Origin of the sequence: Bacillus sp. AM 13(2015) (assembly GCF_001518755.1) — a bacterium.
Taxonomy (GTDB): domain Bacteria; phylum Bacillota; class Bacilli; order Bacillales; family Bacillaceae; genus Bacillus; species Bacillus safensis.
The window spans coordinates 1-19,507 of the sequence record NZ_LKCP01000008.1 but is presented as its reverse complement, the minus strand read 5'-3'; the positions used below and the strand labels follow the sequence as shown (position 1 = coordinate 19,507).

Below are 19,507 nucleotides of genomic sequence, written 5' to 3'. Positions count from 1 at the left end.
AATATTTAAACATAGGAAGTAAATAATTGATTCGCCTTCTCATGCATATCGCGAATTTCTGTTTCGCTAAGTCCTGATTCACTCAGCTTCCCAATTAAATCTGCAACAAAGGCCAATTTTTCTTGATTTTTTAAGTCGATGATCATTTCTTCTAATTCAACTTGCTCCGTTTGAACACCCGCCTGCTCGAATAAATCAACGGCATATGGATGATTTTTATAATCCTTTGCATAGTACACTGTCCGTATACCCGCTTGAATAATGGCTTTACAGCACTGTAAACAAGGAAAATGTGTGACATATATTTCAGCATCAGCTGTAGGTGCTCCAAATTTGGCACATTGTAAAATAGCATTCATTTCCGCATGGATGGTGCGAACACAGTGATGATCAATGACATAGCACCCTACATCCGCACAATGAACATCACCGGCAATGGAGCCATTATACCCCCCTGCAATGATGCGCTTGTCCCTTACGATGGTCGCCCCAACAGCTAACCGCTCACAGGTGCTTCGTAAAGAAAGCAAATGGCTTTGTGCCATAAAATATTGATTCCATGAAATTCTTTCCACGAGCTGATCCCTCCAGAATGATGGTTGATATTAAGTGTACATGCCTTTCTTCTATACCGTCAATTCTACTTCACGGTCAATTGACTTTTCAGCCGTTCAATCGTCTTTTCCCCAAAACCTGAAATGTTCCGCAAGTCTTCAATTTGTTGAAAATCTCCGTGTTCCTCTCTATAGGTAATAATAGCTTCGGCTTTAGCTGGTCCTATGCCGTTAATGGTTTGCAATTCGGCTGCATCGGCCTGATTGACATTTACCCCCTCACTCTTTTCAACGTCCGTTGATGCGTCATCTGATGCTGTTTGCGTCTCTCTTTCCGCTTCCCCCTGCTTCCGAACATAAATCATCATACTATCCTCTAATTTTGCTGCTTGGTTGATTTCAATCGAGTCTGCTTTGCTAGTAAAGCCTCCTGCCCTTCGAATCGCTTCTTCTACCCGAGCATCAGATTGAAACGTATAAACACCTGGCTTTCTTACAGCTCCTTTGACTTCTACAAAAATCGTCGATGGCTCTTTTTCTGTCTTTTCTTGTTTGTCTTCTAATGTGACTTGTATGTCTTTATCTCCCTTCAATACATTTGGTTCTCTGCTGCCCTCCCCTTTTCCAGTGAAAAAGAAGAGACCGATGATCATCACAACCATGAGCCCAGCTGCAATATAAAGACTGTATTTTTTTATCGGAATGAGTCGTTTCACTTACTCACGCTTCTTTCAATCATATTTTTTTACTGCTCGACATACTGTTTAGAAGATAACAGATCCTATGCGTCTAAGGAGGGAGAACGTTTGAATATAGGGTTAATCGGTACAGGAAACATGGGTACCATACTTACTGAGGCATTTATTGAATCAAAGGCAGTCAATCCCTCATCGATCACCATTACAAACCGAACCATTGAAAAAGCGTTCAATATAAAAAAGAACCATCCAGAGCTTGAAGTAACGAAACAGCTTTCAGGGGCTGTCACGAATAAAGATTTCATTTTTGTTTGTGTCAAACCACTTGATATTTATCCACTTTTAAAAGAGCTGAGTCCTCTTTTAACGGAGCAGCAAACCATTGTCATCATTACAAGTCCGGTTCATCCTGAACAGCTTCAGGATATCGTTCCTTGTCAAACAGCCAGGCTGATTCCAAGCATTACAAACCGCGCTTTATCAGGCGCATCACTTTTAACTTTTGGTTCATCATGCAATGCCGTGACGAAAACAGCGTTAAGACAGTTAGCTTCGTGCATTTCAACACCAATCGAGATCCATCATTCGATTACAAGAGCGGCTTCCGATATTGTCAGCTGCGGTCCTGCTTTTATCAGTTTTCTCGTTCAGAAGATGATTGAAGCGGCCGTAGAAGAAACGGATATTTCTAAAGAAGAAGCCACCACCTTAGCAGAAGATATGCTGGTTGGACTTGGCCGTTTGATTGAAAAAAGAGTCTATACCCTTCCGACACTGCAAGACAAAGTATGTGTGAAAGGCGGGGTCACTGGTGAAGGCATTAAAGCACTTGAAGCAGGTGTGCAAGATATGTTTCACCGCCTCTTTCAAAACACCCATGAAAAATTCGATGAAGATCTTGAAGCAGTTGCGCATCAATATCCACCAAGTGTGTTCACTGATGATCGCAGAAATTAATCATCTTTGCAACAAGCGAAAAAAGGGTTTTAAAAAACCATCGTTCTATTAAACGATGGTTTTTGGTTTCTTAGCTGAGATGAAATATCTTTCGGCAAATTCACCGGGGGCTTCATTTGTAAAATCAGCGGTCACTTCTATTTGTTCAAAACCAGCGGACTTAAGGAACGCTGCATATGTTTCAAATGGAAATGTGCGCTGTTCATGCGTCTCATCATAACGCTGATACATGTCTCCATCTTTTACAAAAAAGCTTAAATAATGAATGACCGAATACATGTCATCCCCTTTATCGCTCTGCCAAATATAGCTAATCTCTTCATCTTGATCTGCAAAAGTCGATCCCGGGAATACCTCTTCCATTTTATAAGGCGTATGAACATCAAAAAGTAAAACCCCATCTTCCTCTAAAAGCTGAAACATGTTTTTAAAGGTTTTTTTGACGTCATTTTCGTTTTTTAAGTAATTCAAGGAATCACAGCAAATAACGGCTGCCTGGAAGGCTTGCTCAAAGCCCGTAACCTCTCTCATATCTTGATGTAGAAATTGAATCGACTGCTTTTTCGCCTGGGCTTTTTGCTGCGCGAAGGCCAGCATTTCTTCACTGAGGTCAATTCCTGTGACCTTGTGGCCCTTTTCAGCTAACCGAAGAGAAATCTCTCCAGTTCCACAGCCTACATCGATGATGGCAGCATTCGGCTTCATATACTGCTGGATCCATTGAACCCATTCATCATAAGGTGCATGTGTCATGAGCTCGTCATACACACCTGCAAACCCTTGATAAATCATGAGTTAATGCCAAGTGAAAGCGTTTCTCTCGGCGCATCTCCCCAAAGCTTTTCTAGATTGTAATATCCTCTTTCTTCTTTGTGGAACACATGGGCAATGACATCTCCTAGGTCAATCAATACCCATCTTGCTTCATCAAAGCCTTCCATCTTCTTTACTTCAATTCCACTTTCCTCTGCAAGATGTTTTACTTCTCTTGCAATGGCTTGCACTTGTTTATCAGAATTCCCGTGACAAATGAGAAAATAATCTGCAACAAGTGAGATTCCTTGCATATTAAGGGCAATAATATCCTCAGCCCGTTTATCATCGCATGCTCCTGCTGCGACGTTTAAAATTGATGATGAATCCATCCAAAATTCCTCCTTAGTTGTTCTTATGCACAAGCGAGTTGTAAGTAGCAAGCGTATCTGGAAAGACTGGCTGATTCTTTTTCATTAGAAAACTGATGGTGTTTTTTAATGATTGGATCAGTGCACGATCTAGATCATGTTCTGCTAACTCCCTTACTTCTTCGACACCAGGGAAATGTCGTCCTGGTTCTATATAATCTGCGACATAAATGACTTTTTCAAGTAAAGTCATGTCTGGTCTGCCGGAAGTATGAAATTCAATGGCTGTTAAAACATCTTGATCGCTAATTCCAGCTTCTTTTTTGACCAAATAGGCACCAACCGGGGCGTGCCAAAGCTCGGGCGAATATTCAAGCAATAAAGGGTTCATCTTCTCTTGCTCGATAATCCCCTTCATTTCTTCCTTTGGTCTAAATTTCGCATAATCATGAAAAATAGCGGCGATCTCTGCTTTTTTCACATCAGCACCGAACCGTTCCGCTAATGAAATGGCTGTTTCCATGACTCCAAGTGTATGTGTATATCTATGCTCTGTTAACTGCTCTTTGACACAGTTCAATGCTTCTTCACGATTCATATAAATGATGCTCCTTTATATAACGCTCAACAGCTTTCGGAATCAAATAATCAACAGGTTTTCCCTGCTCTATTCGCTGCCTAATCAATGTCGATGATACATCAAAAGCTGGAACATCTGCAAATAAAAGAGGATATGCCGTACTTCCAACGTAACCCGGTCTTTTCATCCCAATAAAGGTGATCATTTGAAGCAAGTCATCGATCCGATGCCATTTTGGCAAATACTCGACCATGTCCGCTCCTATCATAAAAAAGAACTGATCTTCTGGATGACGCTTCTTTAACAGATTGACTGTATCTACCGTATAAGACGGACCCTCCCGCTCCATTTCAATGAGCTCGAGCTGAAAATACGGATTTGACTGAATCGCCGCCTCCACCATATTTATCCGGTGATGACTATCTGCTCGTTTCCGTCCTGTTTTGTGAGGAGGCATATGGTTTGGGATAAACCAAATTTCATCAAGCCCAACTTGAATCCGCACCTCACTTGCCATCAGCAAATGCCCATTATGGGGAGGATCAAACGTACCGCCGAACAACCCTATTTTTTTCATATCGCATCCACCTTTACGGCAGCTTAATTTGTTTATTTTCCTTAGATTCTTTGTAAAGGACAATCACATTTCCGATCGTTTGAACGAGTTCAGCCTTTGCACCTTTTACAAGTGCTTGCGCAACTTCCGTTTTGTCTTCATCGCAATTTTGCAATACGCTGACCTTTAACAGTTCTCTTGCTTCAAGCGCCTCGGAAATTTGCTTGACCATATTGTCATTTACCCCGCCTTTTCCAACTTGAAAAATAGGTGATAAATGATGTGCTTGTGCACGTAAAAAACGTTTTTGCTTACCTTTTAACATGGTGTTCCTCCTAATTTCTCTATGACAATTGACTTCATTTTTCCGGCGTCAGGCGTAATGCCTGTCCACAGTTCAAAGGCTCTTACTGCTTGTCCAACAAACATGCCAACCCCATCTACTGTTTTCAAGCCTAAACCTGCTGCTTCACTTAGCAGTTTTGTTTCTATTGGATTATACACAATATCACAAACGACCGCTGTTTTTTTTGCGTTCGCTAAAGAAATCGGGGTTTCTTCAACATTCGGATACATGCCGATCGAGGTCGTATGGATGATGACATCATATTCCCCAAGTTGCTCTTCTGCTGTATTTAATGTGATTGCATGAGATGTGATTTTCCCCTCTGCACTTTCAATTAAAGCTTCAGCTTTTTCAATGGTGCGGTTCGTAATATCAAAGCTCTTCGGTGCATACTGAGCAATTGTCGTATAAATCGCTCTTGCCGCTCCGCCAGCACCAATCAAGAGAAATGACAGCTCTGATAACGGCTGATCCAGGGCTTCAAGCAATGAATGAAGAAAGCCTTCTCCATCTGTATTGTACCCAACGAGCTGATCTCCTTCGAGCCGCACCGTATTGACGGCACCGAGGCGTTCAGCTGTTACATCAATTTTGTCAAGGTACTTCATGATTTCTACCTTGTGCGGAACAGTGACGTTAATGCCGCTGATTCCTAACGCTTTCATGCCGCTAATCGCATCTTTCAGGTCATCATTTTCTACTTGAAAGCCATGATAATGTCCATCAATTCCAGCATCCTTTAGTGCAGCATTATGAATATCCGGAGACATTGAGTGGCCAACAGGGTTACCGATTACTCCGTATAAAGGTTTCAAGGTCTCTCCCCCTTTGAACATTTAAATTAACGAACGTCTCATAAACACATGAACGCCTTTTGGCGCATAAACTTTGATTTGCTTGTCCGCATCATTTGCAGTGACCCAGCCTAAACCTGAAAAGACGATGTCCATTTTTGGCTGATCAATGGTAAAGGTATGCGGAACGAGCGGCGGGAAATCTTCCATTCCCTCTTTTGATGGCGGCGACAGCAGTTCTCCTGCATGTTTTTCATATAAATCATCTGCGTTCTCAAGCTTTGTACGGTGAATGTTCAGCTCATTTGGCATATAGCAGACAAATGACGTTCTGCCGCCTTTTACGTAATCAAATCGAGCCAGTCCACCAAAATAAAGCGTTTGTGCTTCATTTAATTGGAACGTTCTCGGTTTCAATTCTTTTTTCGGCGTTAAAATCTTCAGGTCATTTTTGCTGACATAATGCGCCATTTGATGGCGGTTGATGATGCCCGGCGTATCGAATAAAGCAGATCCGTCATCAAGCGGTATTTCAATCGCATCAAGTGTAGTACCTGGATATTGGGAGGTAGTAATGACATTCTCTTCTCCAGATACTTCTTTGATGATTCGATTGATAAATGTTGATTTCCCAACATTCGTACAGCCGACAACATAGACATTTCTTCCATCGCGATAATGATCAATCGCTTCCATCACCTCAGGCACGCCCTGACCTCTGCTTGCACTAATTAAGAAAACATCAATAGGGTTTAATCCGTTTTCCTTTGCTTCCCGTTTCATCCAATGAATCAGACGATCTTTTTTCACGGATTTCGGTAAAATATCCACTTTATTGCCGACAAGTAAAATCGGATTACCGCCGACAATACGGCTCAGCCCATTGATCCAGCTTCCGTTAAAGTCAAAAATATCAACGACCTTCACAATGAGAGAATCTGTCTCTCCAATGCTGTGCAATATATTTAAAAAGTCGTCTTCTGTTAAAGAAACATCTTGAATCTCATTGTAGTTCTTTAACCTAAAACAGCGCTGACAGATCACATCTTCTTTCAATAGAGATGCTGCCGGCGCATATCCTAATTGATCTTTATCTTCCGTCTGAATGGCTACACCGCAGCCAATACAAACAACCTTTTCCATTATTACTCTTCCTCCCACTGAATGTGGCCCTTACGCTTTAAGGCTCCTAAAATTCTGCGTTCAATCTGCCTGTTAAACTTTGTGAAAAATCCGTCCGAGGCAGCAACAGGAACGACCAAAATCGTATGGAAGCCATGACGATTCCCGCCAAGAACATCTGTCATGAGCTGATCCCCAATGACAACCACATCTTCTTTTTTCAACTGCATATCAGCGACTGCCTTATTAAAGGCTCTTCCCATAGGCTTTCTCGCTTTATAGATAAACGGGATATGAACCGGTTCAGAAAAAAGCTTGACCCTTTTTTCATTATTGTTCGATACAATCGTCACTTGTATCCCGTGATCTTTCATTTCTTGAAACCATTCAATTAAGCGCGGTGTCGCACTTGGACGGTCCCATTCTACTAGTGTGTTATCTAGATCGGTAATAATTCCTTTTACATTTCGTTCTTTTAATTTTTGCGGTGAAATGTGGAAAATACTTTTCACAAATTCATCCGGTAAGAAATACTTCTTTAGCACAATTTGCACCCTTTCTTCCATTGGTTTTCAGCGATTGTGTCGAATCAAATCACAATTTGTCTGTCTATCGAATACAATGAAAAAGTTTTCGACATATGATGAGGACCTTCAACAGGTGTGGATAATTTTACACACATTATCCACCTATATTTCATCACGCTTTCATTCAATTATAAACACTCTACCCACAAGTTATCCACTTAACCATGTGGATAACAGAACGATTGTTCTTGTTTCCCATTCATGGTAGATTAAAGGTACTTCAAAGACAGTCGATCAACCTATGATGATATGTCTTTTCCTCAAATTTTATGCCAACTTTTTCAGGGGAGGTGTTTTTCCCATCATATGGGTTTCTAGTATGAAAAAGCTGTCAGATGATTTACTTATAGAATCGTATTATAAAGCAAATGAAATGAACTTAAATCGCGACTTCATTGAATTAATTGAGACAGAAATGAAAAGACGTTCGCTCGGGCATATGCTCTCTGTTTCCTCTTAATTCCATATCACAGGAACCATGCCTCCCGAGCACTCTCCTTTTTTAAACTCAGGTGACTGATATTATATCACTTGCGCTATAGGCTTACTACTATTTTCCGTAAAAAACACCCCTTCTGATAAAAGAAGAGGTGTCTTAATTGTAAGGCTGTTCATTCCAAAACCATAACCCTCCGCCTACGACTAAAATGACCACAAGGAACACAACAAGAAAAGCGTAACCGATTCCTGCTCCTTGTGCTGGATAAGGCGAACACGCAGGGTAAGGATAAGGACATCCCCACATATCAGTTACCTCCTTCTAGGAAGATATACTGTTAGACTATGCTGGATGGATGGTCTTGTTTAGGCAGATGGCCATCATTTAAAAATGTTTGATGACATCACGCTCTTTGATTTCGTTATAAATAATTCTCGCACCTTTTGGTGTCATATGATTGCCAGAAGGGTCGATCAAGCCTGACTGAATCAGGGCATGATCACTATCTTCACCAGCTTCTCGGATGAAAGCTTTCCAGTTGTCGACAAGCGGCACCTGCTCATCCTTCGCTACTTCTCTCGTGATGTCATTATAAGAGTTTTGCCAAGCTCTTGCCCCGCCTCTTCCGGCAAAATAAGATGACTTATATCTAGAGTAATAATACAAGCCCTTTTTCCCGCCTTCTACAACAGGCACACAGGTCATGAGAATCGGGGTAATGCCTTCTTTTCTACTTTCAGAAATGAAGTAGGATAAATTTTCTTTAAACCTTTTTTTCGTCACTCGGGGATGTTTCCCGTCTAAAATCGCCGCATCATTCGTACCGAACATGATGAGGACGTAAGTTGGTTTCTGCTTTAAAATATCCTGCTCAAAACGAAGCTTCGCATCTTCAGTCGTCTGCCCGCCAATGCCTGCATTCTTCACTTGAATTTGGCCGCGCTCGACGTTTTTCATGAGATTCACCCATTTTTCAGATGTTGGATAATCTCGAAAGTCCCAGTTTGATCCTCTTGTATTGCTGTCACCAAATGCAATGACGCTTTCTTGTACTGGCTTTGAGCACCCAGCAGCAACACATAATAGGATAAAAAGGAAAACATACTTCTTCACAACATTCACCTCCAAAAGCCCTCTTCATATAGTAAACGACAAGACTTTTGGTTTCAATGAATGACTGTTTTTGACGAATGATTACTATTGCAGTTGAACTGGCATATATGCTTTGTCATGGTGCAGCAGCTCACTTACTTTTACAAATTCATAGCCTCTCTTCTTTAATTCAGGAATCACCTGCTTTAATGCTTCTACCGTTTGCTTGCGATTTCCCCCGCCATCATGTAAAAGGATGATATCGCCGCCTTGAATATGATCAATAATTCGGCTTGCAATTTTATGTGCGCCTGGTCTTGACCAGTCCTTCGGATCTTGCGTAAAGGACCACATAACCACATCGTACCCTTGCTTTGACAGAATGCGGAATGATTTCATTGTTAAACGTCCACCAGGAGGGCGAAATAATAAGGGACCGCCAGGCTGGAGTGAAGCGATATGAGCCGCTGATTCTTTTAATTCCCGCTTGATCTCCTTTGACGACAACAGGTCAAAATACGTATGATTCATCGTATGATTGCCGAGTTCATTCCCTTCGTCCACAATCCGTTCTGCGATCATCGGATATGCATGGATTCGGCTCCCTATCACAAAAAAGCTCGCATTCACTTGATGCTCCTTCAGCACATCCAATATTTGATTTGTATACACTGGGTGAGGTCCATCATCAAAGGTGATTGCAATCTTTTTCCGTTCCGCTCTCATGTCCCAAAAGGCACGTCCCGTTTTTTCAAGATCGACTCGTTTTAATGTACGTGCCTCTACTTTATTAGGAACAAAAGCACATAGCAGCCATATACACATTAAGATATGCAGCCCTTTCATTCGACCGCCTCCTCCACCGAACATCATTACCAATTAAATTGCCCGCTTTCTCATCAATTCATGCAAACCTCATGAGGATATCGACATCTTTTTCACATAAAAAAAGCCGGCCATACTGGCCCGCTCTTTGTGTTTCACGTTTGGTTTCTCTCTTCAACTGTCGAACGTTGCTTAGAATTCATACAGACACTCTCCTTCTTGGATTTGATTTTGAGCCCATAATAATTTCTGATAATACTGGTTGGACTTTTTGTATTGTTGAGAGGCTTCTAAGGCTGTCGCAATTTCTAGTGAGATATCCTCTATATAAGAGTATAGGCTAAGTTTTTCCAAATAATCAATGGTTTTTTGCAGTTGGTCTTCATTGATTTCCTGAACATATAAAGCATCCAGATACTCAAACATATGACAGAACAGCTGGTCTTCATGCTTCTTTGCAGCCAATTTCCCAGCTTCTAATATGCGCAGGGCATCCGCCTGTTCATTCTGTCTAAAAAGCAGCTTCGCCAGCGTATAGAGCGTATGTGGAAGCGTTGGGAGCAGCTCTTTGCGAGCAAGATCAGCGGATTCCGTTAAATATCGTTCCGCTTCCTCTCTATAGCCAAGCTCGCCATAACATTTCCCTAAATTATAGAGCGCTGAACTGTATATGCGCGGGTGATCAATTTGAGATGCGAGCTGTTTTGCCTTTTTTAAATGAGGCAGTGCCCGGTCTTTTCGTTTTAAATCTTGATAATTTCCTGAAATAACAAAGAGACATTGAATGATGCGAATGGTATACGCATCATGCTGATCGTATATTTCCAGCGCCTTTAAAATATGGTGCATGGAGACATGTGTTTGTTTCATGATATAGTAGGCTTCTGCCACTTTAAAATGAAACTCTGCCTGCTCAATATCATCAAATACCATGGACAGCTGCTTTTCTGCGACTCGATAATATTTGACGGCTTCTAAATATTCTTTTTGACTAAATTCATGCATGCCACGAAAAAATGCATGGTAATAATGCAGCATATCAGATAACTCATGATTGGAATTTTCGATTTTATCGACTAGATTAGATACTGAGAAAGGTTGGTATTTTGAAGGGTGTATATAGTCAAGCATGATTTGGTGCCGAAAACACATGAGCTGATAATAAATCAGTAAATGCTGGTCCTCTTCCATCTGTTCAATTTCCGCTTCAACTTCCGCTTTCAAGATTTCCGCATCTGGAACACTGAACTGCCGTATCATTCGATACCATTCATTAATTTTCATACCTACATGTGAAGATAGAACCTTCCCCATGTTCCGAAATGACCCCTTCCTTTTCGGTCTAATATTACATATTTTAGCACGCTTCTTGACCGCCAAGCACCGAAAAGAAACCGCAAACATAAAAAAGAGACGAACAGAAGCACGATTTTTTTGAAAAAGAGGATTTTTTCATCGTACAGACACAGACAATCCCTCCTTCACATACATTTGAGGATATAGGCAGCAGCCTAAACATGGTGGAGGTGAAAATCGTGGCAGGAGTATTTACAGCGATGGGATTGATGGTCAAAGAATTGGTGTTTTTAGTGTCCTATGTCAAAAACAATGCCTTTCCACAGCCCCTTTCGGGAGATGATGAAAAAAAATACTTAGCCCTCATGGCACAGGGCGATGAACACGCAAGAAACATGCTGATTGAACATAACCTTCGGCTCGTCGCCCATATTGTAAAGAAATTTGAAAATACCGGGGAAGACGCTGAAGACCTCATCTCCATCGGGACGATCGGACTCATTAAAGCCATCGAAAGCTATTCCTCTGGAAAAGGAACAAAGCTGGCAACGTATGCGGCGCGGTGTATTGAAAATGAAATTCTCATGCATTTACGCGCGCTCAAAAAAACGAAAAAAAGACGTCTCCTTGCATGACCCCATCGGTCAGGATAAAGAAGGCAATGAAATTTCATTAATCGATGTCTTAAAATCCGAAAATGAAGATGTGATCGATACCATTCAGCTCAACATGGAGCTTGAAAAAGTAAAGGAGTATATCGACATCCTCGACGGCCGAGAAAAAGAAGTCATTGTCGGCAGGTTCGGCCTTGATTTAAAGAAAGAAAAAACGCAACGGGAAATAGCCAAAGAGCTCGGGATATCACGGAGCTATGTGTCACGGATTGAGAAGCGCGCGCTGATGAAGATGTTTCATGAGTTTTACCGGGCGGAGAAGGAGAAGCGGAAACGGGAGAAGGGGAAGTGAAAATGAACTCTTTCCAACTTCTAAAAAAACAGACCTTGTTGGGTCTGTTTTTTATTTCGGCACTAAGCTACTGTCTCGCTGCATTTCATTTCACCATCTTAGCCTTCAAGAACAAAATAGCAAGATTTTGGTCATGGTCATGAACTAAGACATGAAGGAAATCAATTCATCATGCCCCACTATTTAGAGAGCTACAGGAAATGATGGCAAAGCGATTTGCATATAAATATTGTATTCTGCATTTATGCTTAAAAAATTTAAATACGAAAAAATAAAATATAATGCTTCATGTATTCTTGCTAATCAATTTTAAATGTTGTTATTTGATACCTGTCAGAAAGCTTAGTATAATCAATATAAGAACAAATATTCGGGGTTAGTAATCGTAGATAAACTACAACTTACCAAAAAGTGCTGCAAGAGACGCTATAAACGCAACAGTTTCCAAGGGCTATGTTATGAAAACAAGGTTGAAAGTATGATTGGTTCTAAACTGACACCAGATCATGTACATTGTGTCGTTTAATTCAACAAGAATATCTTTAAGAGATAGCAGTAATTAAACAAACAATTTAACTTTGGAGTGATGATAATGAATAAGTTTTTTGAGTACAACTGGCAGGTGAGAGACGAATGGATTAATTGGTGTAATCAACTAACAACAGAAGAGTTGCTACAAGACCGCATAGGTGGAGTAGGGAGTATTTTATACACTCTTTTTCACATTATGGATGTTGAATATAGTTGGATTCGTGGTATTCAGGGTAAAGAAGACGTGGTATTAGATTTTGATGATTACAAGACTATGGCGAAAGTAAAAACGCTCTCAACTACTTTACGATATGAAATAGTCGAATTTTTAAAATCTCATTTAGATGAAAAACAAGATCGAATGGTATCAGTTCCTTGGGATGAAGATGAATACACTAAAAATGAAATATTACATCATATAATTACCCACGAAATTCACCATATTGGTCAACTTTCTGTTTGGGCAAGAGAAAAAGAATTAACACCTGTATCTGCTAATTTTATCGGTAGAAAGTTAAAATCAGTACATGCTTATGAAAAGTAAGGTCAGTTAAAGATCCATTCATTTATCCCACTATGTTGTTTCCTTTTAAAAAGTGCTCAAATAATCGCTGACCTTCCTCTTCAATTTGATCATCTTCAATTGGATATTCCCCAATGAATAAGCCTAAATGGTCGTATTCCACATAACTCTTTAAGAGATTCAACTCGTAACTTTTCTGATCAAAAAACAATAACCATCTTCCTGTTTCTAAACTCTTAAAAAAGACGCCTTCATAATCATAACCTTGTTCATCATATCCTACATGTAAATGCATACTCTCATCTAAACTATGTATTCTTTCATTTGTACACACTTTCACCTTACTCCCCTACCTTTTCACCTCCTGCTGAAAATCAATATTCCTCAACTCGACCCATTCAACAAGATCAGATACTCTTTTTGTCGTCAAAAACTGTTGAATGATTTGATACGCCTGATTGCGGTCGACATAGCTGCACGATGGCACACACAATGGTGATCCAGCGACCAAATGCTCGATCGTTTCGATCTTTTCTACCTTTTGAAAAGGGACTAAAAAATCTGGATATCTGATGATAAAGAATCCATACGGTTCAGTATAAAAGAAAACTAGACTTTCGCATTCCCAATCTTCCTCTAACTCAATGGAAGATTCCCCGTTACCTTGTTTCCAATACTCTTCATCCTCCTGGAAGAAGATTTTTTTCATGAATTCTTCTCCCGGATTTTCTACTGGAGCTCCTATAGGTCCGTAGTATAAAAACATCCATATCGCTCCTTCATGCCTATATCAATTTGGATTTAACCAATTGTTCTATTTCCCTCAAAATCATAAAAAGTTTTTGTTTGTTGGTTTAATTTTAGCATGTGATATAGCTTTGGGTTTAGCTTTTGAAAGGTTTGAGTATTGACCCATTTTACTTCTTCAATATCCTGATCCGGATCTAGAATGTTCATCTCTCCCCCGATCATTTCCGCAAAGAACGTAATGATCAGCGCATGATGCTTTTTATCTTGAAAGAATGCTTCTCGAACCGAATGAAGTTCATTTACTTTGACAACATACCCTGTCTCTTCTTTCACTTCGCGGATGACAGCCTGCTGCAGGTGTTCACCTTTTTCCACAGCACCGCCCGGAAATTCCCAATATCCCTTTACATTCTTGACCGTTAATATATTTTCTTCCTCGTCATAAATAATAGCTGAAACCACGTCTACTCGTTTCAAATGAATCCCCCTTAACAATCCATTCACACCAATTGTCGAATAGATGGCACGAACTGTTCATTTTATACATTCTTATTGTACCGTATCCTTCATATCGATTGGAGGTCATAGCTTGTGGATGATCATTATTTTACTTATTGTCCTCATACGATTTACGGGGAATTTCGTTTCTCTTTTGAGACAAATCAAAGCACCAAACGGGAAAATCATCAAACTGTTAGAACATAAAAAAATAAAACCTCACGCAACTAGCAGGAGGTTTTTTTCCATAGGAGGAATCTTACCGTTTTTCCTCAAACAACATATATCTAATTCGCCGAATATAATGGAGCGCAATATGACCGAGACATAAAATGAGCCCAATCATCGCAAGAATATAGATGGGCAGCATCAAACCAGGTACATAGTTTATAACAAATCCCAAACTAAACACTGTCAGCATATATATGCTGATCAACCTCATCAACACCATTCGAAGCCCTCCCTTTCTATAACTTTAACATATTTTTCCTTTATCTTCATAATATGCTTTAAAAAAGATGCGAATCCATTAAGACTCGCATCTTTTTTACGTATTCAATTCACCTTTTTCGCCCGTGCTTCCTTCCACTGCTCAAGCTCCGATACTGTTAGTAACTGATATCCTTGTTTGGTCAATTCCTTGATGATCGTGACAGCTGCGTTGGCAGAGGTGTCATAGATGTCGTGCATTAAGACGGTTTCTCCGCTAGACGCATGTGAAAGAATGTAGTTTGCGACGTATTGGCTGTTGCGATATTTCCAGTCTTCAGGATCAACGTCCCAAAGCGTAACTTTCATGTTGACAGCTTCGTTGATCTGCCCGTTTGTTCCACCATATGGCGGTCTAAAGTGAGTCGGTGTGAATCCGCTAGCTTTTTCAATAATTTGCTGCGTTTCTTCTACTTGTTTGATGGCTTGTTTTAATGGCAGTCTTGTGAGTAAAGGGTGATTATAGGAATGATTTCCGATTTCATTTCCACCTTTTCTGATTTCACCTAGCATATCAGGATAATATTGTACCCTGCTTCCTAATACAAAAAATGTCGCGTGTCCTTTGTTTTCTTTTAAAGCAGTTAAGATCTTTGAAGTCGTTGATGGATTTGGTCCATCATCAAATGTAAGGGCAATGGCTTTTTGATGTGGGTTAAATATTCGCTGTTTAGGCAGTTTTATAATCTTTCTTTTTGCGATCGGTTCTTTTTTCTCGTTTTTGTTCTTTTCTTTATTGATGTATTCTGGCTTTAACATTCCTTTAAGCAGTGTTTTCTTAATCGCCAGCACTTGAGGGCCTTTCTTGTCTGGTGCAATTTGCCCCGCTGGGAAGTAGAATTCAATAAAACGATCTTTGATGGCAAAATACTGATAATGCTCTGCCTCAGGAGATGTTCCTTGTTTAAGCAAATGCTTGTTTTCAGCAAGAGAGCGATCTTTTTTTAACTCCTCAAATGTCATTTGAGAAAGTTTTTTCAGACTTTCTTTCTTTGATAAAAATAGATCATCTATCGATAAAAATTGCTGTTTCTTGAAATCAAAATTGAATATCTTCGTTTCATGTGCGCCTTTTACTCCGCTTTTTAATTCATATGTATTGAATTTGATCGCAGCAGTTTGTTTGGCATAATGAGTAATCTCGTAATCTATGTTTAATTCGTATCGATGATCTTCATCGACATCACTTGCTTCACTAAATGATGTTTTGAATTTATCGAGCGCTGTTTCTGCAAATCTTTTCATCTCTTGATCTAGCTTTTTTTGATGAAACACAGGATAGTTCACAGCATATCTCAAGTATCTCCCGTCATTCACGAGGGTCACAATTTCAACTTCTTTATAGCTCGCATCTGGTGCTACCTTCTTCTTCTCTGTCCCGCTTGCCTGCTGATTATGATAAAACGCGGCGATTCCGATGATCATCGCAAGTCCGCATAGGACGAGACTGACTTTCCATTTAATTGACACAATGATTCTCCTCTCGTGATGCCGTCATGCCTGAATGACGTGTGTTTGTAGGATAGACTTTGCATGCCTCCTTTTTAGTTTGCAAATCACAAAATCGTCACATTTTCGACACATTTTTAGAGAGGAATAAAAAAGGACTGATTTCTCAGTCCTTTGATTATTTTTGCATATATAGTTGAAATAATTTCGTTTCTTCATCAATGGAACGCGCTCGATCAAATGCCGCTCTGACTGTCTTTGTATTGTTCATGAGCTCGTACATCATGGTCAGCACAAAGATAAAAGCTGCATTCCCATCTATGTAATCGTCCGGCGCCGAATAAGATGTAGCTCCTGCCTCTAAAAAAGCATCTGCTAGATTTTTCTCTCCTAGTGTGCAGCCTGTAGAGATAACATGAACTCCTTCTAAGGAAGCATACCGCTTGATTTCATCCGCTCCAAAAGCAGTATCCCTAGGCTCTTCATCTTCGTATACATCTTCCCCTAATTCAGGCATGATAAATGCTCCTTCTTCACCATGAAACGATAAAAGAAGGTAATCTATTTCTCCTCTATTTCTACCAGATAACACATGAATCAGGTCATTTGGTCTTCCGATCCAATGCATATCGACTTTCGCGCCGAAGTTTTCAAGTGCTGCACGCAGTGCAAAAGATTCCAACTCACTATTGGGTCCTGCTGCTAACGTAATGCGCATGGCCTGTTGATTCACTTCTATCTCCTCCAGTCTATGATAAAAATAAAACCATTTTTTCCTCATCTGCATATGTATCAGCCCATTTTAAAAATTTTTCTTCGACAGCGTACGACTCAAATCCAACGGAGCGATAGAGGCGCTTTGCTGAATGATTAGTTGTCACCACTGATAAATACACTTGCTCGATGTCCTGCTGTTCTTGCGCGAAGGAAAGAGCTTTCGTCATCAAGATCTTGCCTGCTCCCATTCCGCGGGCATCAGCTGTTACATACATCGCAGTCAGATTCGCTCGGTGCTTTAACTTCTGCAAGGTTTCTTGGATGAGCGTGACTGCCCCCACAAGCTGCCCTTGATGAAAAGCGCCAAATGTCCACATAGATTGCGCCGAAGCAAAACGCGCTTTATATTTGTCCTTTGTATTGAATTGCTCTTCCTCATAGCTCATCGCAAAACCCTCTGGATTTAATTGCAGTGCTTCTAGTCTGAGTGCTGTATATTCTTCAGCATCATCTGTTGTTAACAATCGAATATTCAGAAAATCACCTCCAAAAGAATGATGGATACTTCCAATTTTATCTTGAAAAGAACTTTGGATCAAAATTTTATTCCTGAATATAAAAAGGCATCCCATAAAAGGATGCCCCTTCACTACCACTTACAGCGCTTCACCGGACGGCAGCAAGGGTTTTTTATATCACTGCCGCAATCGTATTCTTCTACAATATACTCGTTGTGAGTCGATTCAGTGACCGGATAGTAGTTTTCTATTCTTTTGATGTTTTTATTGACGTTTGTAATATGCGTTGGATGAATTTTTCTGATCGTTTGTTCATTCGTTCTTGTGTTGACAATTTGACGTGTGGGGAAAACAACCGTTTCTTCTCGGCGAGGTCCAAAGAAGAAATCATCTAATCGATTTCGGCTCATCTTAACACCCCTTCAAGTTGTCTTTCACTTACACTCTATCGTATGTTAGAGTTACCTTTCGTGATTAGATGCATGTCTATTTTTAAAGAAATCCACTTTCTATCTAGTTTTCTTTTTATTTACAAAAGGACAATTTTAACATATTATACAAATGATATATTGAGAAGATAGGACATCCATGAAAACAACACATAAGCTCTTTTTATTCACTGTATTTTCTCTACACATCATCAAATAAGAGGTGCACGATATGATTAACACGACACAGCCATTCGAACGAAACAAGCTAGACATTGCACTAGAACTAACTCAATTACATCTGAATCAATATCAAACCAATCATCCTGATCAGCTGAGTGAAATTTACGCGAAATATTACGCGCTGCTTGAAGTGCTGGATTTGTCTTCCTACGATCAATTAATTGATTTACTGCCAGATGAGCTTAAACAGACGCTTGAGTAAAAAAACCATCTATCCCGTGTGGGTAGATGGTTTTCTTAAATTTATACACGTGCAGCCATATCGGTTTCGATTTGCTCTAAGCTTCTTCCCTTTGTCTCGACTAGCACAAATCGGGTGAATAATAGTCCGATTAAGCAGATGACGCCAAATGAGGAGAAAATGACCCCAAAGCTGAATTGATCTGCCAAGATAGGGAAAACGAGTCCAACTGCTAACGATCCGGTCCAGTTAAAGGCAGAAGAGATACCTGCTCCGATGCCTCTGACAGATAGCGGGAAGATTTCGCCAATGATGATCCAAGTGATCGGTGCCCACGAGAAGGCATAGCACAAAATAAAGCAGCAAAGTGAAATCAATGTCACCCAGTTTAAAATTCCTTCACTGACGCCAAGTGCACCTAATGCGGCGGGAGCAAAGAAAGAAAGAGCCATTCCCGATCCCCCTACGGTGAGAATCGTTCGGCGATCGAAGCGGTCAACAAATTGTAAAAAGATCACGGTCGTGACGACAAAAATGACACCGACAATGACTGTAAAACCTGCGGCGACCTGCGGCGCAAGGCCTACATTCCGAGCGATACTCGTTGCATAATAGACAATGGAGTTCGCGCCTTGAATTTGTTGAAGGGTCGCCATTCCAACCCCAATGAAAAGAGCCATTCTGAATTTCTTTTGAAACAATTCACGAATACCCGAGCGTTCTTCTTTGGCGACTTCTAAGATTTCCTGCATTTCTGAATCGATTTCTTCACGGGAAGAACGCAGTGATCCTAATACCTCTCGTGCTTTATGAGCCATTCCGTGTTTAATCAAATATCTCGGAGATTCAGGAAGCTTCAGCATGCCAATATAAAGCACGATCGCAAATAAAGCAGCACTTCCCAGCATCCAGCGCCAGCTGTCTGGGATGGGTTCAAACACAAACGCGACAATATAGCTGAGCAATAGTCCAGTTACAATCATGAGCTGATTGAGTCCAGATAATTTCCCGCGGATTTTAGCAGGAGCGATTTCAGACATGTAAGCCGGAACCAATGATGAGGCTGTTCCTACTGCTGTCCCTAAAAAGATACGAGCGATGGTGAGTGAAATCTCTTCTGGTGCGACAGCTGATCCGATAGCCCCGATAAAAAAGATAACGGATGAGACCAAAATGAGTTTTCTGCGGCCAAATTTATCCCCTAAGAGACCGCTTAAGATGGAGCCAATGATGGCCCCGCCCAT

At 40.6% G+C, this 19,507-nt stretch carries 27 protein-coding genes and 1 pseudogene; 5 read left to right on the top strand and 23 right to left on the bottom strand.

The genetic code is table 11. The features are described from left to right. Nucleotides 1-5 precede the first annotated feature (5 nt). Together AOQ70_RS01345 and AOQ70_RS01340 are read right to left on the bottom strand one after the other, a co-directional pair. The gene (locus tag AOQ70_RS01345; RefSeq protein ID WP_059374589.1) at nucleotides 6-575 is read right to left on the bottom strand and encodes a ComE operon protein 2; all 570 of its coding nucleotides are present in this window, start codon (nucleotides 573-575) and stop codon (nucleotides 6-8) included. 65 nt (nucleotides 576-640) lie between these two features. Next, a complete protein-coding gene (locus AOQ70_RS01340) occupies nucleotides 641-1,270 on the bottom strand; it encodes a helix-hairpin-helix domain-containing protein (protein WP_059374588.1) in 630 nt (209 codons plus the stop codon). 90 nt (nucleotides 1,271-1,360) lie between these two features. On the opposite strand from AOQ70_RS01340, the gene comER reads away from it, so the two are divergent. Continuing rightward, nucleotides 1,361-2,209: a late competence protein ComER gene (gene comER, locus AOQ70_RS01335; RefSeq protein ID WP_059374586.1), complete on the top strand. Its 849-nt coding sequence runs from the start codon at nucleotides 1,361-1,363 to the stop codon at nucleotides 2,207-2,209. A 48-nt stretch (nucleotides 2,210-2,257) separates the two neighbouring features. Here comER and AOQ70_RS01330 read toward each other — a convergent pair whose 3' ends face one another. From AOQ70_RS01330 to AOQ70_RS01295, 8 genes are read right to left on the bottom strand one after another with little or no spacing between them, the layout of a single operon-like run. Next, nucleotides 2,258-3,001, bottom strand: coding sequence for a class I SAM-dependent DNA methyltransferase (locus AOQ70_RS01330; protein WP_058839050.1), 744 nt, complete (start codon nucleotides 2,999-3,001; stop codon nucleotides 2,258-2,260). Then, nucleotides 2,998-3,354: a ribosome silencing factor gene (rsfS, locus tag AOQ70_RS01325; RefSeq protein ID WP_003217467.1), complete on the bottom strand. Its 357-nt coding sequence runs from the start codon at nucleotides 3,352-3,354 to the stop codon at nucleotides 2,998-3,000. The genes AOQ70_RS01330 and rsfS overlap by 4 nt, the downstream gene beginning before the upstream one ends. 13 nt (nucleotides 3,355-3,367) lie before the next feature. Further along, complete coding sequence (gene yqeK / locus AOQ70_RS01320; protein WP_058839049.1) at nucleotides 3,368-3,931, bottom strand: bis(5'-nucleosyl)-tetraphosphatase (symmetrical) YqeK; 564 nt, start codon at nucleotides 3,929-3,931, stop codon at nucleotides 3,368-3,370. After that, nucleotides 3,921-4,490: a nicotinate-nucleotide adenylyltransferase gene (locus AOQ70_RS01315; protein WP_058839048.1), complete on the bottom strand. Its 570-nt coding sequence runs from the start codon at nucleotides 4,488-4,490 to the stop codon at nucleotides 3,921-3,923. The genes yqeK and AOQ70_RS01315 overlap by 11 nt, the downstream gene beginning before the upstream one ends. A gap of 13 nt (nucleotides 4,491-4,503) precedes the next feature. Then, entirely contained in the window at nucleotides 4,504-4,794 is a 291-nt protein-coding gene (gene yhbY / locus AOQ70_RS01310) for a ribosome assembly RNA-binding protein YhbY (RefSeq protein WP_058839047.1), read from the bottom strand. Next, nucleotides 4,788-5,630, bottom strand: coding sequence for a shikimate dehydrogenase (aroE, locus tag AOQ70_RS01305; protein ID WP_039180084.1), 843 nt, complete (start codon nucleotides 5,628-5,630; stop codon nucleotides 4,788-4,790). Before aroE ends, yhbY begins: the two co-directional genes overlap by 7 nt. A gap of 21 nt (nucleotides 5,631-5,651) precedes the next feature. Beyond that, nucleotides 5,652-6,752, bottom strand: coding sequence for a ribosome biogenesis GTPase YqeH (gene yqeH, locus AOQ70_RS01300; protein WP_059374584.1), 1,101 nt, complete (start codon nucleotides 6,750-6,752; stop codon nucleotides 5,652-5,654). A 2-nt stretch (nucleotides 6,753-6,754) separates the two neighbouring features. Continuing rightward, on the bottom strand, nucleotides 6,755-7,276 hold the full coding sequence (locus AOQ70_RS01295) for a YqeG family HAD IIIA-type phosphatase (RefSeq protein WP_008356191.1): 522 nt from the start codon (nucleotides 7,274-7,276) through the stop codon (nucleotides 6,755-6,757). 361 nt (nucleotides 7,277-7,637) lie between these two features. On the opposite strand from AOQ70_RS01295, the gene AOQ70_RS01290 reads away from it, so the two are divergent. Further along, a complete protein-coding gene (locus AOQ70_RS01290) occupies nucleotides 7,638-7,778 on the top strand; it encodes a sporulation histidine kinase inhibitor Sda (protein WP_003217327.1) in 141 nt (46 codons plus the stop codon). A gap of 135 nt (nucleotides 7,779-7,913) precedes the next feature. Here the strand turns inward: AOQ70_RS01290 and AOQ70_RS19630 are convergent, their stop codons facing one another. From AOQ70_RS19630 to AOQ70_RS01275, 4 genes are all read right to left on the bottom strand, one after another. After that, the gene (locus AOQ70_RS19630) at nucleotides 7,914-8,063 is read right to left on the bottom strand and encodes a hypothetical protein (RefSeq protein WP_181286113.1); all 150 of its coding nucleotides are present in this window, start codon (nucleotides 8,061-8,063) and stop codon (nucleotides 7,914-7,916) included. 78 nt (nucleotides 8,064-8,141) lie between these two features. Beyond that, on the bottom strand, nucleotides 8,142-8,870 hold the full coding sequence (locus tag AOQ70_RS01285) for an SGNH/GDSL hydrolase family protein (protein ID WP_231730805.1): 729 nt from the start codon (nucleotides 8,868-8,870) through the stop codon (nucleotides 8,142-8,144). A gap of 84 nt (nucleotides 8,871-8,954) precedes the next feature. Next, a complete protein-coding gene (locus tag AOQ70_RS01280; RefSeq protein ID WP_047201930.1) occupies nucleotides 8,955-9,695 on the bottom strand; it encodes a polysaccharide deacetylase family protein in 741 nt (246 codons plus the stop codon). A gap of 171 nt (nucleotides 9,696-9,866) precedes the next feature. Continuing rightward, nucleotides 9,867-10,988, bottom strand: coding sequence for a response regulator aspartate phosphatase (locus tag AOQ70_RS01275; RefSeq protein ID WP_041086294.1), 1,122 nt, complete (start codon nucleotides 10,986-10,988; stop codon nucleotides 9,867-9,869). A 218-nt stretch (nucleotides 10,989-11,206) separates the two neighbouring features. Between AOQ70_RS01275 and sigK the strand changes: the two are divergent. Then, nucleotides 11,207-11,936: pseudogene (gene sigK, locus AOQ70_RS01270) on the top strand (RNA polymerase sporulation sigma factor SigK). Nucleotides 11,937-12,528: 592 nt separating this feature from the next. Further along, nucleotides 12,529-13,011 (top strand): DinB family protein, encoded by a 483-nt coding sequence (locus AOQ70_RS01265; RefSeq protein ID WP_059374580.1) that lies wholly within the window; start codon nucleotides 12,529-12,531, stop codon nucleotides 13,009-13,011. Nucleotides 13,012-13,033: 22 nt separating this feature from the next. Here AOQ70_RS01265 and AOQ70_RS01260 read toward each other — a convergent pair whose 3' ends face one another. The 8 genes from AOQ70_RS01260 to AOQ70_RS01225 all read right to left on the bottom strand — a co-directional run bounded on the left by AOQ70_RS01260 (nucleotide 13,034) and on the right by AOQ70_RS01225 (nucleotide 17,821). Beyond that, nucleotides 13,034-13,330: a DUF3986 family protein gene (locus AOQ70_RS01260; RefSeq protein WP_231730804.1), complete on the bottom strand. Its 297-nt coding sequence runs from the start codon at nucleotides 13,328-13,330 to the stop codon at nucleotides 13,034-13,036. Nucleotides 13,331-13,339: 9 nt separating this feature from the next. Continuing rightward, nucleotides 13,340-13,756, bottom strand: coding sequence for a hypothetical protein (locus AOQ70_RS01255; protein ID WP_059374578.1), 417 nt, complete (start codon nucleotides 13,754-13,756; stop codon nucleotides 13,340-13,342). Nucleotides 13,757-13,791: 35 nt separating this feature from the next. Continuing rightward, entirely contained in the window at nucleotides 13,792-14,217 is a 426-nt protein-coding gene (locus tag AOQ70_RS01250) for an NUDIX hydrolase (protein ID WP_059374576.1), read from the bottom strand. A gap of 280 nt (nucleotides 14,218-14,497) precedes the next feature. Then, a complete protein-coding gene (locus AOQ70_RS19020; RefSeq protein WP_039180094.1) occupies nucleotides 14,498-14,689 on the bottom strand; it encodes a hypothetical protein in 192 nt (63 codons plus the stop codon). Between the two features lie 104 nt (nucleotides 14,690-14,793). Further along, nucleotides 14,794-16,197: a polysaccharide deacetylase family protein gene (locus AOQ70_RS01240; protein ID WP_059374574.1), complete on the bottom strand. Its 1,404-nt coding sequence runs from the start codon at nucleotides 16,195-16,197 to the stop codon at nucleotides 14,794-14,796. 157 nt (nucleotides 16,198-16,354) lie between these two features. Next, on the bottom strand, nucleotides 16,355-16,909 hold the full coding sequence (locus AOQ70_RS01235) for a hypothetical protein (RefSeq protein ID WP_041086306.1): 555 nt from the start codon (nucleotides 16,907-16,909) through the stop codon (nucleotides 16,355-16,357). Between the two features lie 16 nt (nucleotides 16,910-16,925). Then, nucleotides 16,926-17,492: a GNAT family N-acetyltransferase gene (locus AOQ70_RS01230; RefSeq protein ID WP_231730803.1), complete on the bottom strand. Its 567-nt coding sequence runs from the start codon at nucleotides 17,490-17,492 to the stop codon at nucleotides 16,926-16,928. Nucleotides 17,493-17,542: 50 nt separating this feature from the next. Then, nucleotides 17,543-17,821, bottom strand: coding sequence for a spore coat protein (locus AOQ70_RS01225; RefSeq protein ID WP_039180101.1), 279 nt, complete (start codon nucleotides 17,819-17,821; stop codon nucleotides 17,543-17,545). Nucleotides 17,822-18,071: 250 nt separating this feature from the next. Between AOQ70_RS01225 and AOQ70_RS01220 the strand changes: the two genes are divergently transcribed. Then, nucleotides 18,072-18,284, top strand: a complete 213-nt coding sequence (locus AOQ70_RS01220) for a hypothetical protein (RefSeq protein WP_024423072.1) — start codon at nucleotides 18,072-18,074, stop codon at nucleotides 18,282-18,284. A gap of 41 nt (nucleotides 18,285-18,325) precedes the next feature. Here AOQ70_RS01220 and AOQ70_RS01215 read toward each other — a convergent pair. Continuing rightward, on the bottom strand, nucleotides 18,326-19,507 hold a 1,182-nt coding region (locus AOQ70_RS01215), incomplete at its 5' end, for a sugar porter family MFS transporter (RefSeq protein ID WP_059374573.1).